Source organism: Bacteroides sp. HMSC067B03, from assembly GCF_001811315.1.
GTDB classification, from domain to species: Bacteria; Bacteroidota; Bacteroidia; order Bacteroidales; family Bacteroidaceae; genus Bacteroides; species Bacteroides faecis.
In genome coordinates this window covers 138,384-157,365 of sequence record NZ_KV804450.1, presented here as the reverse complement: position 1 = coordinate 157,365, position 18,982 = coordinate 138,384, and the positions used below count along the sequence as shown (strand labels likewise).

Annotated in this window: 10 protein-coding genes; 6 read left to right on the top strand and 4 right to left on the bottom strand. The window is 43.1% G+C overall.

The genetic code is table 11. The features are described 5' to 3' along the window. Positions 1-41: 41 nt before the first annotated feature. From HMPREF2794_RS22335 to HMPREF2794_RS22320, 4 genes are read right to left on the bottom strand one after another with little or no spacing between them, the layout of a single operon-like run. Positions 42-4,439 (bottom strand): cobaltochelatase subunit CobN, encoded by a 4,398-nt coding sequence (locus tag HMPREF2794_RS22335; RefSeq protein WP_055269666.1) that lies wholly within the window; start codon positions 4,437-4,439, stop codon positions 42-44. Positions 4,440-4,481: 42 nt separating this feature from the next. After that, a complete protein-coding gene (locus tag HMPREF2794_RS22330) occupies positions 4,482-6,629 on the bottom strand; it encodes a TonB-dependent receptor (protein WP_055269668.1) in 2,148 nt (715 codons plus the stop codon). Positions 6,630-6,646: 17 nt separating this feature from the next. Then, positions 6,647-7,309, bottom strand: a complete 663-nt coding sequence (locus HMPREF2794_RS22325) for an HmuY family protein (RefSeq protein WP_029425604.1) — start codon at positions 7,307-7,309, stop codon at positions 6,647-6,649. Between the two features lie 17 nt (positions 7,310-7,326). Continuing rightward, entirely contained in the window at positions 7,327-8,208 is an 882-nt protein-coding gene (locus HMPREF2794_RS22320) for a calycin-like domain-containing protein (RefSeq protein ID WP_055269670.1), read from the bottom strand. Positions 8,209-8,465: 257 nt separating this feature from the next. Here HMPREF2794_RS22320 and HMPREF2794_RS22315 point away from each other — a divergent pair, with 257 nt between their 5' ends. The 6 genes from HMPREF2794_RS22315 to HMPREF2794_RS22290 all read left to right on the top strand — a co-directional run bounded on the left by HMPREF2794_RS22315 (position 8,466) and on the right by HMPREF2794_RS22290 (position 18,929). After that, positions 8,466-9,365, top strand: a complete 900-nt coding sequence (locus tag HMPREF2794_RS22315) for a cation diffusion facilitator family transporter (RefSeq protein WP_010538466.1) — start codon at positions 8,466-8,468, stop codon at positions 9,363-9,365. A gap of 99 nt (positions 9,366-9,464) precedes the next feature. Beyond that, positions 9,465-12,524 (top strand): SusC/RagA family TonB-linked outer membrane protein, encoded by a 3,060-nt coding sequence (locus HMPREF2794_RS22310; protein WP_010538465.1) that lies wholly within the window; start codon positions 9,465-9,467, stop codon positions 12,522-12,524. Between the two features lie 12 nt (positions 12,525-12,536). Beyond that, entirely contained in the window at positions 12,537-13,967 is a 1,431-nt protein-coding gene (locus HMPREF2794_RS22305; protein ID WP_055269672.1) for a RagB/SusD family nutrient uptake outer membrane protein, read from the top strand. 37 nt (positions 13,968-14,004) lie between these two features. Then, positions 14,005-15,189, top strand: coding sequence for a DUF4929 family protein (locus tag HMPREF2794_RS22300; protein ID WP_055269674.1), 1,185 nt, complete (start codon positions 14,005-14,007; stop codon positions 15,187-15,189). Then, positions 15,176-18,049: a M16 family metallopeptidase gene (locus HMPREF2794_RS22295; protein WP_055269721.1), complete on the top strand. Its 2,874-nt coding sequence runs from the start codon at positions 15,176-15,178 to the stop codon at positions 18,047-18,049. The genes HMPREF2794_RS22300 and HMPREF2794_RS22295 overlap by 14 nt, the downstream gene beginning before the upstream one ends. After that, positions 18,030-18,929 (top strand): ChaN family lipoprotein, encoded by a 900-nt coding sequence (locus HMPREF2794_RS22290; protein WP_010538461.1) that lies wholly within the window; start codon positions 18,030-18,032, stop codon positions 18,927-18,929. The genes HMPREF2794_RS22295 and HMPREF2794_RS22290 overlap by 20 nt, the downstream gene beginning before the upstream one ends. Positions 18,930-18,982 lie beyond the last annotated feature (53 nt).

Genomic DNA, 18,982 nt, shown 5'->3' with positions numbered 1-18,982 from the left:
TACGATTTACAATTTATGATTGATAATTCACCGCTCAGGACTTACATCTGACTGTTTTTGCGACGCTTGCGTACAAAGAGTATCAGAGCAAGAATAACGATTATAACAGCGATGCCTACAGCTACATTGCTCAATGTATTTGTTTGCTTTTCGGCTGTCTGATTTATTTCTTCTTTTTTCATGACCACTCCCTTATTGTTTCCGCTGGCTTTTGCTTCACGGATTTTAGAGATATTCTCTTTATACTGTGTAGCGGTTTGTGCGTCAGCTTTAGATGCAATGAAGTCACGGAGTTTGGAATTGTCACAAACAAATCCGGAACACGACGGACGGTAAGTATTGACGATTTCCGTATGAAGTTTACTTAACTCTGTAACCTGTTCTTCACTTGCTTTCCACAACCCTTTGCGGGCGCTTTCAAGCATTACAGCAGTCATCTCTTCCAGAGCTGCAGGATTCTGTTGCTCGAAATATTGTTTGACTCCCAAGTTCAGTTCATCCTTCACATATACATTATATATATTATCCCAGAGTTCTTTGTCGATTGCGGCTGGTTTCATCACATTCCATCCATAGGTGTTTGTGATAACTTCTGCAAATTCACTTGCGGAAGAGGCTCCACCTTTCATTTTCTCTTTGATGTAAGTCGGATTCAGAATAGTGGTACGGCTTTCTACGCCGACAGCTTCTTTCAGTTCTTGCATCTTCATGTGGTTCCGATTGCGATAATCACTGAGATAGGCATCCGGATCTTTGCCGGTCACATTGCGTACGGCAAGATTCATACCTCCCATAAATTCGTATACATGGTCGAGGCTTAAAGCTCCCCAAGTATTGCTTTGTCGTGGCTGTACTACAACATCCGTTCGGGTCAGTGCGGCTTCGAAAGCGAACTTCTGGAATACTTCCCAATTCTTTTCACTGCCGTAATAGGCTCCCATATTGTTGAGATAAGTATCTGCGATTTCCGATTCATTCTCCCAACGGTCGCCGGATTCCACCATTTCCTGAATACCTGTTCCATACATGCCGTTGGTTCCTCCGAATACCCGGAACGTTGAAATTTCGCGGGCATCTTTCGGGCTTAGTCCTTTTTCGGTCAGTACCCGTTCGGCTTCTATTACGCTGGCGGCAACCTGATTCTCATATTGGTCGTCTTTGGCCGTGGCAGCCATCTCTACTGCACGATTGACAAGGAAGAGGCGGGAGGCGGCAAGATCACGGAGCTGTCCGGAAGTCTGGACCACTACGTCAATACGTGGGCGTCCTAACTCGGCAGAAGGAATCAGTTTTAAATCACTGACACGACCGAAAGCGTCACGGACAGGTTCAACTCCTAACATATAAAGTACTTGTGCGATGGTTGCTCCGCCGGTTTCAATAAACTCGGATGACCAGAGTGTGTAGCTGACTTTGCGTGGTATGGAGTCGTTGTGACGTTGCTTGTATGTCTCGATCGTCTGTTTGGCTAAAGCAATCCCTTTTTCCCACGCAGACTCTGTCGGAGTTGCTTCGGCATTGATAGCATACATATTGCGTCCGGTAGGCAGCGTGTTCGGATTAGCGATCGGGTCACCACCGGGAGTAGGGGCCGTGTATCCACCTTTTAATGCATTCATCAGACTGCTAAGTTCCTCTTCAGGGCTTGTCAGCAGTGCATTTTTATAGTTAGCTATATTCTTGATTGTACGTTCTACTTCGGTTACTGCAAGTGCGAATTCTACTTCTTCTTTGCTGTATTCTTTCGGAGCTTTTCCCATAGCAGCCATCATAGCTGACATCCCCTGTGGTTTTTCGGCATTTTCCGTTTTTTCCGGTTTGCCCGGAGTATTTGCAGTTTTGCTTTGCTCTTTATTGGCTTTCATGCCGGCTTCCATCTTCTTCAATGCTTCCGGGCTGGCTCCCATAGATTTAGCCATTTCCATTGCTTTTTCCGGGTCCATGTTAGCTCCCATTTTTTTCATGGCCTCTTTCATGCTTTCGGGCATTTTGCCATGAGGGTTTGTTTCTGTTTTTGCCGAAGTGGGATGACCATTGCCTGATTTTGTTTTATCTGCCTGATCCTTCTGGGCTGCGGCAGCCATCATCATTGCCATCATGCCTTTGGGGGCATTACGCTCTGCTTCTATCTGTCTTGCCTTTGCCAGTTCCTGCGGAGTGATTCCGGCTGTACGACAAATCAGTTCATCGTTCGCCAGTGAAGGATTAGCCATCAGTCTTTCTACCAGAAGGCGGGCAGGAGTGAGGTATTGTTGTGTAAAGACACTCCGATGCTTTCCGGCAGCTTCTGTCGCTTTTCCACGTTGCTTGTCAAGGGCAAAAAGGCTATAAGCAATTGGTTCTGTAGCCATTGCGTAAACAGAAGAAGTAATTCTTTCCGGTTCGTAAGGAATCCCCATAGTGTACAGTTGTCCTGTGATTTTCTCTGTAGCCAACTCTTCGGCAAAGTTTTCTACACGGACGATTTCATCTTCTGTATATGGTTTGTTGGCAATACTGTCCAGTCCTAAATCACGGTGAATACCCATCTTCACAGTCAGGATTTTCACAGCCAGTGCTTCCTGGTCTTTGTTTTCCTTTTGAGAATTATTATAGATTTTGATCTTTTCCATTAATTCCCGGTAGATGCCCCGCACGCTGCTTTCCAGAAAAGGAGGAGTGAGGTATGACTGCAATGTAGTATAAGAACGGCGTTTGGCCATCATGCCTTCTCCGACGTTCCCAATGGAGTAGATATAGTAATGAGGAACAGCCCCTACCAGACGGTCCGGCCAGTCATTGCTGCATAAGGCAACTTGCTTTCTTGGAGTAAATTCCAGACTGCCGTGTGTACCGAAGTGGATAAGTGCATCGGCCTTGAAACCGTGCTGCATCCATAAATAGGAAGCAATATAGGTGTGTGGCGGAGCCATGTTGGTACCATGTACCACTTGGAAAGAATTGTCACCGCTTCCGGCAGCATTTTGTGGCAAAAGCACAACATTGCCGAATTGTAAACGGGCGATACCCAGTTTACCATCGGGAGTCGCCATATAATTGCCGGGAAATTCACCGAAAGCATCTACTACTTCCTGATACTTTTCGGGACGAAGTGATTCTTTCACCCAACCTTCATACTGTTCTTTTGTTATCAGTTCGGGGTGTCCGTTTTGCATGAACTCGTTGAAAGCTCCTTCTGCATAAGCATTGAATACTGCTCCCTGAGCTTGTATCATTTTTCCCAGTTCCTGTGCATTGGCAGGGAGGCCGGATATATTATATCCTTCCTGTTTCATCCGAAGCAGAAGATTATAAAGGGAAGGTACTACTTCCATTCCGGCAGCTGTCAATGCGTTTTGACCGGGACCTTTGTAGTAGTAGATTGCTACTTTCTTTTCAAAATTTGGTTTCGTTTTCAGATTCAGATAGTTATCTATCGTAGATACAAAAGTCTTCAGACGTTCGGGAACTGCATATGAATGACGCAATCCTTCTTTATCTTCATACTGTGCAAAAAGGGCGAAAGGACGAATAGCTCCGTCTATCTCCGGTGTCACGATACTTTGCGACATGAACCCTCCCGACATACCCATCGGATCATTTTCCCATTCATCCACAAGACTGTTGATTGTGAGCGGAGCGAACAAAAGGATATTCTTAGCTTTCAGATAATCTACCATTTTATCTCCCATGCGTCCGTGTGCCATGTTAATAACAGCATCGGGCTGCACTTCATCAATGAATGACATAAATCTTGTCATGGATTGAACGGGATACACATTGTATCCTGCATTTTCGAGCGCTTTGATCAGATCGGTGGCATCTGCCATTTGTCCGGTAATCATGATTTTTCGTGCTTTTTCTTTATAAAGGTTGTTATCACGCGTGAATTTCTCATAATCGGTAACAGTGAGGAATTCGAGTTCATCATCCGGGTTACTGATTCCGGCATGATAAAGCATGTCGCTAGGCCTTTCTACCGGATCTTCCACTTCGGGTACGGCAGAAGCCTTTCTGTCGATGGCTTTACGGATATAGTTCAGCATGTTGCGGTAGTTGGTTTTTCCACCGTTGCTTAGATAGCCGCGTATGAGATTCTGCTGTATACTGTCGAGGTTGCAGATATTGTTGGCCGGGTTGGTAGCCATGGAAGTGTATACAGGGATACCTTTATCCGCTGCCTGCTGTATTTGTTGACGCTGCTCTTCGACAATACGCAGTCCCATGCCATTGATGAATACCATGTCATAATTGGTCAGACGATCGAGATTGTCAAGAGACACTTCACTAAGTTTAATGAATGAATTGTCGTTGGCTTTCGAAATACTTCCCTGTTGTATCGTCTGGAAGTTGACGAAAGCAATCTCTGTAGTACTGAACCAGATATTCCATACGGATAGCCCTGTCAGGGCTGCTACGACGATGCATCCACCTAAAATGATTTTACTTTTCTTTTTCATTTCTCTTATTTTTAGCTTTGTATGTAGTTCTATTGCTGCTGTTTATTTCTTGAAGATCCTGTCTATATCCAGTGAAAGTCCCAACGTAAGATTGGTGCCCGTTGTGGTAGGTGAGTTGAAATAATAGTAATCAGGCACATAATCGAACAGATTGTTTACAGCCAGATTCATATTTACTCCTTTGATGATTCCCAACGAGAAGGTAAGATCCCATATCATATATCCCGGATACTCTACTGCCTGACTTCCGGCAGCCGGATTATTGAAACTATCGTTGTATATGTTGGTTTTCACTTTCGACAGCACGCGTCCGTTGAGTGAATAGTTGAAATCGACTTTATTCAGCGTTTTGCCCCAGTCAATTCTAACAGTTGCTGTGTGAGGGCGTGTATCTGTGAACTTTTTTTGTCCGTCGCGCATGAACTCATGAATATAAGTGTATGACAGGCGATAGCCGAGTCCGCAAGGATATTTTGCGGAGATGTTGGCATCAATTCCTGCAATATCCATTTTGTCGGTATTGGTATATATTTGTCCCTTGGGGTCTTCACTGTAAACGGTATTGATACGATTATGCACCAGATTATAATAGCCTGTCACAGAAAAGTTATAACGGTTCTTGGTATATTCGGCAGATACGGAGAAATTGTGACTCGTTTCCGATTTCAAATCCGGATTACCATAGATCATCATCATATTTGCCATATTGAATACCATATACATCTCCTTTAGAGTAGGGGAGCGGAATCCTTGCGAATAAGATCCTCTTAATGAACAGCTGCCTATCTTGTACATCATTCCCAGATGTGGAGACAAATGACGTACATTCGAATCAGAGAAATAGTCGAACCGCAATCCGGCTATTACGTTCAGCCTTTCTGTCGGATTCCAGTCGAACTGTCCGAATGCGTCTGCTGTATGCATAGTATGGTCCGCGTTATCAGTAAACTGGTAAGACATCAGATAATCGCGCAGATAATCGGCGCCGACAGTTAGCGTATGCTTTCCATTAAAGGTATAATTGTAGAGTGCATGTACATTGTGTTGCACGTTGCTGTAATCACGTACATCATTTTTATAAAGTGACTGATAGTCGCTTTTGTCATACTGGTCAAAGGTATAACCAACTTCAAGATTACTCATAATATTGAAAGTATAGTTAGCTTTCATTCCGCCACTGAATCCCCGATATCTGTCTTGGGTATCTCCCGGCTTATTACGTTCACGGAAATAATATCCCGCTCTTCCTGTCAGTTTGAGTGTTTCAAGCGGATGATAGATTAGACGTTCTTTAAAGTTCCATACCCGGCTTCCAAACACTGTAGAGAAGTCTCCCGGGTTGTCTACGGCATAAGTGTCGACATTGTTATATTGTACGTTGGTCAGGCTGTTGAATTTGCCAGCATTGAATCCCACAGTGCCGCCATATCGCTGGTCATTGTGTTCGGAGAAGCGCGAATTGAGATTGAGGTTCCATGGATCATCCGATTCGCGGGTAATGATATTAATCACTCCTCCGATAGCGCTGGAACCGTAAAGGGTAGATGCTGCTCCCTTTACTATCTCTATGCGCTCGACATTGTCGAGATTCAGACGCTCATAGTCTACATTATTAAGTGTTTCTCCTGCTAACCGTTCGCCATCTACCAGAAACAGCACGGAGTTACCCCCAAAACCTTGCATGTTGATGGCGGTTTGCTGATCCATGGAAAAGGTAAATTCGATACCGGGCAATTCTGTCTTTAGCAGATCGGCAACGTTATTGGCATTTACTTTCTTAATATCCTCCGAGGTGATTACCCGAGTGATGATGGGAGCATCTTTCAGCAATTTGGGAGTACGGGTACCGGTTACAACGACCGTTCCGAGGTCGAACTGATCTTCGGATAAACGAAAATTCACTTTCTTTTCCTTTTCGGTAGTTATTCTTTTTTCTTCTGTTTGATAACCTATGTAGGATGCTGTGATGATATATGAACCGATTCCGGGGAGTTGTAATGTATATGTTCCGTCAGCAGTAGTGACAGCTCCTGTTTTTTCTCCTTTTATGGAGATGGTAGCACCTGGGAGAGGTTCTCCGTTTGTATCAGTGACACGTCCGCTGATATGTTCTGTTGATTGTTGTGCGAATGTGGAACAGGTTGCTATAAAGGAGAATAGTAAGATGGATACTATATATGTAGGTTTCATTCTTTGTAATTGGTTTCTTAGTTGTTTTCTTCGAAATCAAGCGGATATAGAAAATCGAAGTCGATATATCCTTTTATGCCTCTGGCATTGGTATAGTTGGTAAAACGAATTGCTGCATAGGTGTTATCCTTCAGCCGTATCAGATAAACTTGATTGGACATCGTATAAATAGGGGGCATACTTGAAGTATCTACATTCAACCAGCCGGATAAGATCTCATTGCGATAATCTTCTGTATATTTAATGTTTCCTTCCATCATGCCGGACATATCGATTGCTATTTTATCAGTTGTCCATTCATCTTTTATAAAATTTTCTTCAGCAGGAAGTTTTCCACTTGCTTTCAGCTCATCAATATTAGTATAGGTCGTCTGATAGGCTGCACCTTCGTTTGTTTTGATATCGTAACGGTGGATGGCGAGATCCCATTCTGCCGGTATCTCACTTTTATGTTCCTCTCCGATTTCTACAGTTGTTGCTTTGCGTTCGGATAAATCGATATATACCCAGTTGGTGTACTCGGTAGTATTGATTTGTGAAAAGCTACTTTCTTTAATTTCCATCTCACTTTCGATGGGATCATCATAAATCCCTTCAAACATTCCATTACAAGCTGAGAGCGACATCGTCGCTCCCAGTATCATGATATTTTTGAAAATAGTGTGACTACTTCTTCTCATATCTTCTTTCAAATTAGTTATTGTGCACTACTTTTGCTGCTTCCGATGAAAATTGCCGTGATTGGCATAGGCATACTTCCCGGTTTGAAAGCTACAGTGATTTCAGCGGTACCGTCTGTTGCAACTGTACCTTCCAGGCTTACACCTGTAATTGGGGTAGGAGTGCCGGTTGAAGATTCTGCCTCAGATTCGAATTCACCTAAACTTAGTGTGTAGCCGCTAGTTGTTTTTTCAACGTTTACTCCGTTAATCGTGAAATCTCCCAGACTCATATTACTTCCTCCTCCGGTTAAATTGCCAAATCCGTTCAGGGTGATATTTACTGTAGTTTCTGAAGCACGTTTAACAATTGCTTTGCAATCTTCGGTAGAACCGTATGAACTTCCCATAACACTGATGGAAAGATTAGTATTGTACTGATAGGTAGAAGCTACATAATAAGCAATCGGAGTTTCTGCTTGAATGAATTCGATGTCGATACCGCCCATCGGTACGGGAACATTCGCTTTGAGAGTTAATACCTTTGCATCGCTGACACTACCTTCCAGTGTATATTCGTAGTTACCCGGAGTGTTTCCACCCATGGCCAAAGCAACTTCACCTTCACCTTTGAAAGATTTAGAAGAAACTTTCAGATTATTCAGTATGAAATCTCCGGACCCAGATTTATATACCAGATTGATAGTACCATCCGAATTGGCTATAATGGTGGCACTGGCATCGGCTCCCATTAGATAGTCGGAAAACATTTTGCTTTCACCAATAGAATAACCTTTATAAGTGCCGGCAATTGCTTTCGCTTGTTCTGCATTGTCGGTATCGTCGTCGCTGTCACTACAAGAAACAAAAGTTGATGATAATGCCATAAGGGCAATCATCCATAAGTTTAATATTTTCATCCTTAATTTTGATAGATAATGATTAATTTATTTTTCGTCTGCAAAGTTACGGGGATATATAAGCAAGGACAATACCTAAAAGAAATGAAAAGAAATAGGGCGTTTAATCATATGTAGGTATTAAAGATAACTGGTTTATATTTTTACAGTCATTTATAAGCTTTAACTCAGGAGTCTGCTCAAGATTAGGGAGAAAAATATGAACTATTTATTTTAGCATTTGTTTCCTGGATACAGGATATAAAACTATATATAATATGGAATCTCATCATCACGAACATACTCATCGGATAACTTCGCTCAATAAAGCTTTTATAATAGGTATTGTTCTAAATCTCTCTTTTGTGATAGTTGAATTTGGAGTTGGTTTCTATTACAATTCTTTGGGGCTGCTTTCTGATGCCGGACATAATTTGGGTGATGTGGCAAGCTTGATACTTGCTATGCTGGCTTTTCGGTTGGAGAAAATTCATTCGAACAGCCGTTATACTTACGGATATAAAAAGAGTACCATATTAGTATCTTTATTGAATGCGGTTATATTGTTGGTCGCTGTCGGAATAATTATTGCCGAAAGTATTGATAAGTTGTTTTATCCTGTTGCAGTAGACGGTTCTGCTATTGCATGGACAGCAGGAGTGGGAGTGGTAATCAATGCACTTACTGCGTGGCTTTTTATGAAGGATAAAGATAAGGATCTGAATGTGAAAGGTGCGTATCTGCACATGGCGGCAGATGCATTGGTGTCTATAGGTGTAGTTGCTTCCGGTATCATTATCATGTATACGGGATGGAGTATTGTCGATCCAATTATCGGACTGGGGATAGCTGTGGTTATTGTGATTTCAACATGGGGACTTCTCCGTGACAGTCTTCGGTTGTCATTGGATGGTGTTCCTGTGGGGATAGATATTAATGAAATAAGGCAGATAATACTGGATCAGCCCGGCGTGGAGAGTTGTCATCATCTGCATATATGGGCATTGAGTACTACGGAGACTGCTTTAACTGCACATATAGTCATTGATAATATGGAAAGAATGGAAGAGATAAAACATCTGATCAAAGCACGGTTGGAAGAAGCGGATATTCATCATGTTACTTTGGAGTTTGAATGTGAAGGCGTACCGTGCGAAACTGAAAATGACTGTTTTTAGGTATTTTTAGCTGATGATATAGTTATATATGGTGATTGTCCGGGCTGTGAATAGTGTCTATTTTTGCAGTCCGGATAATACTATATAACAAACGCTAAAATGAGAGCATTTATTATCACTTTAATTTTTATCTCTGTAATTTATTCTACAACTACTTATGCCCAACAAAGAGACGTTGAACTGACCGGTATGGTCACTGATCATCAAGGTGAGCCACTTCCCGGAGTTACCATTCGTGTCAGGAATACACAGTTCGGTACGGTAACAGATACTGACGGACGCTATCTGTTGCGTGGGCGGTGGAAAGAGGGAGAGATAATTGTCTTTTCTTTTGTGGGAATGAAAGATGTCCGTATAAAGTATAGCGGGCAAAAAGTACAGGACGCTGCCATGCAGCAAGATACCAAGTCACTGGATGAAGTTGTTATAGTTGCCAAATCGAATATTAATGAGCTGGATATTCGTGCAAAATCGGGCGTGGTGCAACGGGTAGATATGGAAAGGTTAAACAGCAAACCTATGATTGACATGTCTTTGGCTTTGCAAGGAACGGTTCCCGGACTGATAGTGACAAATACGGGTGACTTGGGTTCGAAGCCCAAGATACGCATTCGTGGAAACTCATCTTTCCGTGAAGGAGACTCGGCAAACGAGCCGCTTTATGTGAAAGATGGACAAGTTATTTCGTCGGATGCTTTTATGACACTCAATCCATCAGATATAAAGGAAATAAAAGTGCTGAAAGATGCTGTTGCCTGCGCCTTATATGGCATTAAAGCAGCTAACGGAGTGATTGAGATTACTTCCTTGCGTGGAAATCCGGACGGGAGGCTGACAACCAATTACAGTTTTAATATGGGTATTACCACCCGTGGCCGCAGAGGAGTGGAAATGATGGATACTGACGAGAAACTGGAGTTGGAGCGATTGTTACAAAATGCTTCCACCCCGGGATATCGCTACAGTGAAGATTATTATCGGAAGTATTACGCTGCCGATCCCAATCTCAATCAAATGATAGCCGAAGGACAGTCTGTACTGGATTCTCTGAGAAATATCCATACCGACTGGTTCGATGAATTGATACACTTGAGTACTTACCAACGTCATAACCTGAGTGTAAGGGGCGGAACGGAGAATACTTCTTATTATGCATCTGTCAATTATGCCCAGCAAGGTGGACGAGTGCCGGGAAATGATACGCACCGTTTCACTGCCAGTTTGAGTCTCGACCAGAAATTGGGTCGATGGGGTTACCTTTCGGTAAGTACGAATGCAGGATATTCTGCAACGGATACTCCAAATGGTAGTGTGTATTCACCCACGGACCTAGTTTATCAACTGAATCCTTACGAGACACCTACCAGTAAATTAATATCTTACTCCAACGAGTCGTCTGAATATACTTATAAAGATTTGCTTAGTCAATATAACAGCAAATCGACCGATAAGCGGGGAGGAGTGAGCGGAAGTCTGAACTTGCAACCTGTCAAAGGACTGGATATTGATGCCGTGGCAGGTATTGATGTGGTACTGAATGAAGCATTGACATTAGTACCTTCCACTTCTATTCAGGAGCGTAAGAGCGGATCTCCTGTGGAAGAACTCGGTAAACTGACGAAAGACAAGAACGTGACGACGAATGTTTCTTCCAATATACGTATTACCTACAATAAGGTGTTTGCCGACAAACATGATTTTACGGTCGGCGGCAATATGGACTACTATATGACAGATGCTGACAATGTCTCCATTGTAGGTTACGGAGTAGGTACTCAAATGTCTCCTGCGGCTATCAATCAGTCTATATCCGGTAATCGTAAACCGTCGGTTGGATCGTTGAAAGAAAAGACTGCTCAAATGGGATTTGGATGGGTGATGGGGTATAGCTTCGATGCTACTTATGACTTTTTTGCTACGTATAAGGCGGATGCTTCTTCGATCCTTCCCAAAGACAAGCGATGGAATGCCGCGTGGGCAGTCGGTTTGGGGTGGACGGTGAGTCAGTATCCTTTCCTGAAAGATAATGAAGTAATTTCTCATCTGAACCTGAAAGCCTCTTATGGAAGAATGGCCAATCTGGCAGGTGTATCTGCTTCATCGACTATCGGAACTTTCTCTTATTCGACAAATTATTACGGCAATGCCCGTCTCTTGCAACTGCTTGCACTTTATAATACGGATTTGAAGCCGGAGCAGACGACGTCTACAGATGTCAGCCTGTCGTTCGAACTGTTTAAACGCCTGACATTAAGTGGTAATATTTATCGGAGGGAAACAAGTGATGCACTGCTGGATGTTCCTGTTCCTTTGTCCAACGGCTTTCATACCATGAAACGTAATATTGGAGTACTTCGCAATGAGGGGTACGAACTGAGTGCTTCCGTAAAGGTGCTGGATACTTCGGACTGGCGTTTGTCTTTGCGTGGTTCGCTGGCTTACAATCGCAATAAGGTAGTCGACTTATATTATTCCGACCGTCTATATACAAGTGAAGAGGAGGTCGTTCCTACTTATGAGGTCGGAAAAGCTTACGATATTGTTTACGGGTTGAAGTCTCTCGGCATTAATCCTATCACCGGGCTTCCGGTATTTCAGGGAGCGGATGGCCGTGAAATACCGGCTACTGAAACTCCGGTGAAGGAGAATATTATAGCGTTGGGGCATGCTACTCCTCCCTATAGCGGTACATTAAATCTGAGTTTTTCATACAGGGACTTTGACTTGGATATGGACTTTTATTATGTATTCGGAGGTATCAAGCGATATAACTACAGTTATGTACGTTCATCCGACACTTCGATAAAGAATGCCATTAAAGGACAAGTACAGGATATGTGGTTCAAACGGGGAGATGAAGGTAAAAAATATCATTCACCTTATTATAGCTCGTCTGCCCTTGCTTCGTTAACGCTGTATCCTAATACGGAAACGGTGGGAAAAAGTGATTATCTCAAACTGTCTATGGTGTCGTTACGCTATCGTGTTCCACATGCTTTTCTTGAAAAGAACATCCGTTTTATTCAATATGCTAATGTTGCTTTTCAGGCTTCCAACCTGTTTATGATTACTCCTTATAGTGAGTCCGATCCGGAAACGGGAACACTGGCAGGAGGAATGCAACCGGTATTAACAATCAATCTAAGTTTGACTTTTTAATTAGAGAAGTGTATGATAACAATAATACATAAAATAAAAGATTGGAGTTATTTATTGGCAATATGCTGTGTAGGTGCATCGTGTTCGCTTGATATTCCTTATGAGAACCAGTTTTCCGATCCGGATGCTGTCACTACTCCGGCTGCTGCCCGTGAATTGCTGGCATCTGCTTATTCGGAACTGCCGACCCCGGAGTTTAATTTGTCTGTATTGGGAGATGATTTTGAGCCGACATATCTGATTGCTCGTAACTCTTCTTTGAGTAATCTGTATAAATGGCAGCCACAGCCGTTGGAAGACATTTCCTTATCCATGTGGCAAGAATATTATGCAACAGTAGCTATTGCCAATGCAGTATTGGAGCGCATTGATAATGTGAGCATAACTTCGGATAAAGAAAGGCAGGAAATACGTTGTATCGTCAGTGAAGCGAAACTGTTGAAAGCCTATTGTTATTTTAATCTGTTACGCCTTTTTGCTCCTGCTTATGCCGATGGTCCGGAGAAAGACGGTATCATTCTGAAAGATGAGTTTAAACTGGGATTCCTGAAGCGTTCGAGCATAGGGGAATGTGTTACAGCTATTCGTAACCTATTGACAGAAGCTGTAGAAGTGGAGAATAATCCTGCACAGGAATATTGGCTTTCTCAATATAGCGGGTATTATCTGCTGGCTGAATTGGAATTATATGCCGGGAATTATGAACAGGCAGAAGAGTATGCGCAGAAGGTGATTGATATTAAAGGAGGGTATGATGTGTTGACGACAGCCGGCTATAGCAAGTTGTTTGGAAACGAAGTTTGTGATGAACGTATCTTTTCTGTTTATACCTCCGGTTCGTACTATACCGATATGAACTACGATAGGGATAAGGGGGATTTCTTTACGCTGAACACGTCTTTGGTCCGTCTTTATTCCGAAGGAGATATTCGTTATGACGAGACCGTCTATTGGTTTGCAATGTCGGGAGAAACGGTAGGAGAGATCACTTCGTCTCCCTATTTGGGAAAATATAACAAGATGAATTGGGAGAAAAAGGAAACGCGGTATATCAATAAATTCCGGGTGGCAGGTGCCTGCTTTATTCTTGCGGAGGCTTATTGCCGTGACGGGAAGGCGCATGATGTGCAGGCGGTGAAAGTGATGAACGAGTATCTCGCACGGCGGGGAGCGACTTTGCTGGATGAAAATCTTAGCGGTGAGGTATTGTTGAAAACTGTCCTTACGGAAAAATGGAAAGAATATGCGGGAGAAGGAGAGCGCTACTTTGACTTGAAACGTTGCCGGAAAGAAATATTGTCGGATTGGAATGTTTCCGGTTCAATGGACGGCAGACGAATACAGAAAGATGATTATCGTTGGACATTCCCCATTCCCAGGGGAGAATATCTGTATAATGAGAATGTGTCGCAGAATGAAGGCTGGACTAAAATAGAGAATTAAGATAGCTAATTTGAATTACAAATAAAAAGAAGAAAAAATGAAGAAGTTTTATGTTTATGCAATGGGGGCTTTAATATTGCCTTTCCTTGCTTCGTGTGGAGATGACAAAGAAGATAGCGGATATACAGGAGTGAATCTGATTTATTTGTCGGCTGAGAATCCGGTAGTAGAAGAAACGGAAGCTACGCCATTGACGGTGAATGTTGATTTGACTAAAGCTTGTGAGCAGAACATTACGCTCAATTTCGAGATTTTGAATGATGAGAAAGAGATATTAAGGTTGGAGAGCAATCCGGTCACTATTCCGGCAGGAAGTAAATCGGCTATTTTTCAGGTAGTGTCCAACCAAAAAGAGCTATTGACGGAAGATACTTACTTTGAAATTGGTATTTCTACATTTCCTTTAGACAATATGAAGTTGAATGCTTCGTTAAGAGTACGTGTGAAGCCTAATCCTCAGATACCTGAACTGACGGAAGCCCAGAAAATACTGATTGAAGGCTATAAGTCGAAATATGGCATTGATCTGACCGATTGGCTGGGAGCTGTAACTTATCATACAAAAGTGGAGAGTCCTGCCAGTGATTATCTTCCTCCTTTTGCAGAGCCTTTCACCAAAGATTTTGATGGAAAAACGATAATAACGCTGAGTGACCAGTCTACGGAAGAACTGCCGGTATTGAAGATGGTGGATGATCCGATGGGACTCACAGAATATCTGGCTTGGGTGTTGAGAAAGGAAACGATAGAAAACGATGAATTCTGGTATGGAGAATATGCAAGTCCTGCTTATGCTCAGATTATGGAATTGTTGAATTGGAATAAGGCGAACCCCGGGACTTTTACGATGTCTTTGGATGGAATAAAATTGAAAAATATTTCGGATGGAACGGCTACCGTTGATTTTCTGCCGGTGAGTGTACCTGATGTTCGTACGATTATTCCTTTTGAATATGTATTCAGCCCGTGGGAGCTCCAGAAAAAACTGATTAAAGAGGGAAATCAGATAGCTATTGATCTGGAAGAGGCTGACGGCACAGCTAATCCGGCTCATTATTTGCAAGCGTCTGATGTTGCAATAGATGAGTTGGAGGATGGAACCTTTATGCCTCCGGTTGGGAAAATTGATTTCAAAGCGAAGAAGCTGACTTTCCAATTTGTGTTTGATCATGCGTATGCCGGAGGGTATAATCGTGCCAATGTCGTTTATGAAAAGAAATAATATAAAAAAATGCTTATACATAGTGGCTATCTTCTTAGCTGCAATGTATGTCAATATACCGGTTTATTCCAATTCTCGGTCTATCCCTGTCTCTCTTCCCGCAGGGACACTGGAAGGACATCTGCCCAATGGCTTGCACTATCTGATATTGCAGAATCCTTCTCCTGTTTCCCGCGTTGAATTTCGTTTGGTGATGCGTGTTGGTTCTGTACAGGAAACCGAACAGCAGAAAGGATGTGCTCACTTCCTGGAACACGTGGCTTTCGGCGGAACCACTCATTTCCCCAAACGTTCGCTGGTAGAATACCTGGAATCTCAGGGCATGAAGTATGGGCAAGATATCAATGCTTTTACCGGTTTCGACCGTACCATCTATATGTTTGCTGTCCCTACCGACCATCAAAAGGAAGAAGCTGTCAATCGTTCCTTACTGATCATGCGTGACTGGCTGGACGGTATTTCCATGAACCCTGAAAAGGTAGAGAATGAAAAGGGAATCATATTGGAAGAACTGCGCGGTTATGACTTGGGAGACGACTTCTATTCACTGAAGATAGGACAGGGGATATTCGGACGGCGTATGCCGTTGGGAACAGCAGAAGATATTCGGAAAGTAACGCCACAGATACTGGAAGAGTATTATCAAAAATGGTATATCCCCTCTTTGGCTACATTAATTATTGTAGGCGATGTGGCTCCACAGGAGATAGAAGCCCGGATCAAAGAATACTTTTCTTCATTGCCCAAACGTTCGTCAGATGATTTCCGGACTTATCCGCTGGAATATGAGAAAGGTATTCATTTATCGGAAATCCGTGACTCGTTGCAGACGAAAACAAAAGTAGAACTGATGATTCCGCATCCTTGCGTGGTAGAGCGTACGTTGGGAGATGCAGTGCGGAAAAATATGGGAAGATTACTTGTACGTGCTATTTCCTCCCGTTTCAATGGTAGGAAGTTGAAGACGAATGTGTCAGATCAGTGGTATCTGAGCGATAAGAATCATCTGGTCCTGACGGTAGAGGGAAAAAACAGAGAAGAGCTATTGACTGCTCTCTCTGCTACCGTAGCCGAATTGAATCATCTGATTCGGAATGGATGGGAAGAAGAGGAGTTAAGGGATATAAAAGATGATTTTTGCCGTCAAATGGCATCCGGTACCAACAATATTTCCCGTTCTTCTTCCGCTTGGTGTGACGATTTCGTTGATTATGTCATATCCGGCGACCGGTATCTGACTGACTCAATTCAGCAGACACAGCTAAAGATTGCCATGGGTGAGCTACAAGGTAACGCTCTGCAAGCATTATTGAAAGAATGGTACTCGTTTTATAAGGAAGCTTTGTTGGTAGCTTGTAGTAGTCATTCCGGCTTAGGTGCTCCGTTGACCAAAGAGGAGATTGCTGGGGCATGGTCGCATGGTGAACAAACAACCTGCTCTCCTTATACCTATGTGAGTCCCGAGAAAGAGGAAGAAACTGAAATCGCTACTCCTCCCTGCCTTGCGGTATGTCCTCCTTTTGATGCTACTTCTATTACCCGCATTGCGGAATACCCGAAAATGAACGTCCGCGAGATAGAGCTGAAAAATGGAATCCGCTTAATTCTCAAACCTACCCAAGAAGCAGACACATCTCTGTTTCTGACTTCTTTCGCCCCTTTCGGAACCTCGTCTTTGTCTGACGAAGAATATCCTCTACTGGAGGGTATGGCGGGATATATGGACATGGGGGGCATTGCGAAGGTAGAAGGAAAGATTCTCTCGGACTATCTCTCCCAGAAAGAGATTTCGCTTACGATGGCAATGGAGAACCATTGGCATGGCTTCATGGGAATGGCTCCGGTTACCGGTGCGACGGAGTTTTTTAATCTGATTTATGAAAAGATATTCGACCCCGAACTAAGACGGAATGATTTCGAAGAAATACGTCAGGGATTACTCCGGGATTACGGAAAGGAAACCGTTTTAGAAAAAATGTTGAAGCGTGCACCGGACCGCCTCTTGTCCGCCCGTATGGATGAATTGATGGGAGCAGCTCTGCCCCGTTCTTCGCGTAAACTGTCTCTCGAACAGATGGAAGGTTTGAATCTTGATTCTATCGCGGCTTTCTACCAGAAACTCTATACACGTCCTGAAGGGACAACGTATGTCATTTGCGGCAATTTCAATCCGGACAGTGTCATGCGCCAGTTTGTATCGGTATTCGGACGTATTCCTGCTTCATCGTCTCCGTCAGAATACGCGTATCCTCCTTTTGAACTTCCTACGGCCAAGTACGTAGAAGGTTTTCCAAATGACAATGAAACGCAGACATTGTTTGACTATCTCTTCTTTGGGCATTTCGAACCTGGACTGAAAAGTACATTAACGCTGAAACTGATGCGTGATGTCATTCGCAGCCGCCTGATATCTGTTCTCCGTGAACGCGAATCGCTCGTTTACTCGCCTTACATCTCTTTAGTGTACGACGGTATCCCGTGGGGAATATTTTATTTTGATATCAATGCGTCCGCCGACAATCGTAATATGCCGGGCATAGATGTTTTATTGAAAGATATTCTGCAGAAGCTGCAACGTGAGGAAGTGGATCTGGAAGAACTGCAAACCATCAAACGTTCTTTCCGGATAGCAAAGCGTGAAGCACTGAATGAAGAAGCATCTGCCACATGGCGGTCTACACTGGTCGGACTGCTGAAAAACGGAGAATCACTTGCTGACTTCGAACGGTATGAGGAATGCCTTGACAGCATAACTCCCGCCGCTTTGCGCGAAGCATTTGAACGTTATCTGGATATCGAGAATTACGTTCTATTATATTTAAGTAAAAAACAACTGAATAATGACACAAAGAATAATTAATCGTGTATTATCTCTGGTATGTTTGTGTTGCTGTTTCCAGAACATCATGTATGCTCAGGAGGAAACCGGCAGACGTGCTTATACCTTATTTGATAATACCGGCAAAGAAATCACTTACGGCGAATTGATTCGGCATCTTTCCGGATATGACATTGTCTTTCTGGGAGAGATACATAATTGCCCCATAACTCATTGGCTGGAATTTGAGATCACTCGTTCGCTTTACCACCTTCATAAGAACAAACTGATGTTGGGGGCAGAAATGTTGGAAAGCGATAATCAATTGATTCTGGACGAATACATGCAGCGTAAAATTTCTTATGACCGTTTCGAAGCGGAAGCCCGTTTATGGGATAATTACAGTACAGACTATTATCCGGTTGTTTTCTTTGCCAAAGAGCATGGTATTCCGTTTATTGCTACCAATATCCCCCGTCGTTATGCCAATAGCGTGAAAAACGGAGGACTTGAAGTGCTTGATTCTTTATCTGCCGAAGCTAAGAAGTATATAGCTCCCCTTCCTGTTCCTTTTGAATATAACGAGAAAGAAAGTGAAGCGGCATTTAGCCTGATGAATATGATGGGAGGAAAGAAAACCGGGGACAATGAGAAACTGGCTCAGGCACAAGCCGTAAAGGATGCTACCATGGGCTGGTTCATTGCCCGCAACATGAAAGATAAATTCCTGCATATCAACGGAAGTTATCATTCGGACTTTAAAAGTGGAATTATCCCTTATCTGCTTCGTTACCGTCCCGGTACGAGTGTGGTGACAGTCACTTCCGTACGTCAGGAATCCATCAGTAAATTGGATGATGAAAATAAAGAACGTGCTGATTTCTACATTTGTGTACCGGAAGATATGGTGACCAGTTACTAAAGGCGGAGCTGAATCTATATCAGTGAAAAGAATAAAAGTCTCTATAAAACAAC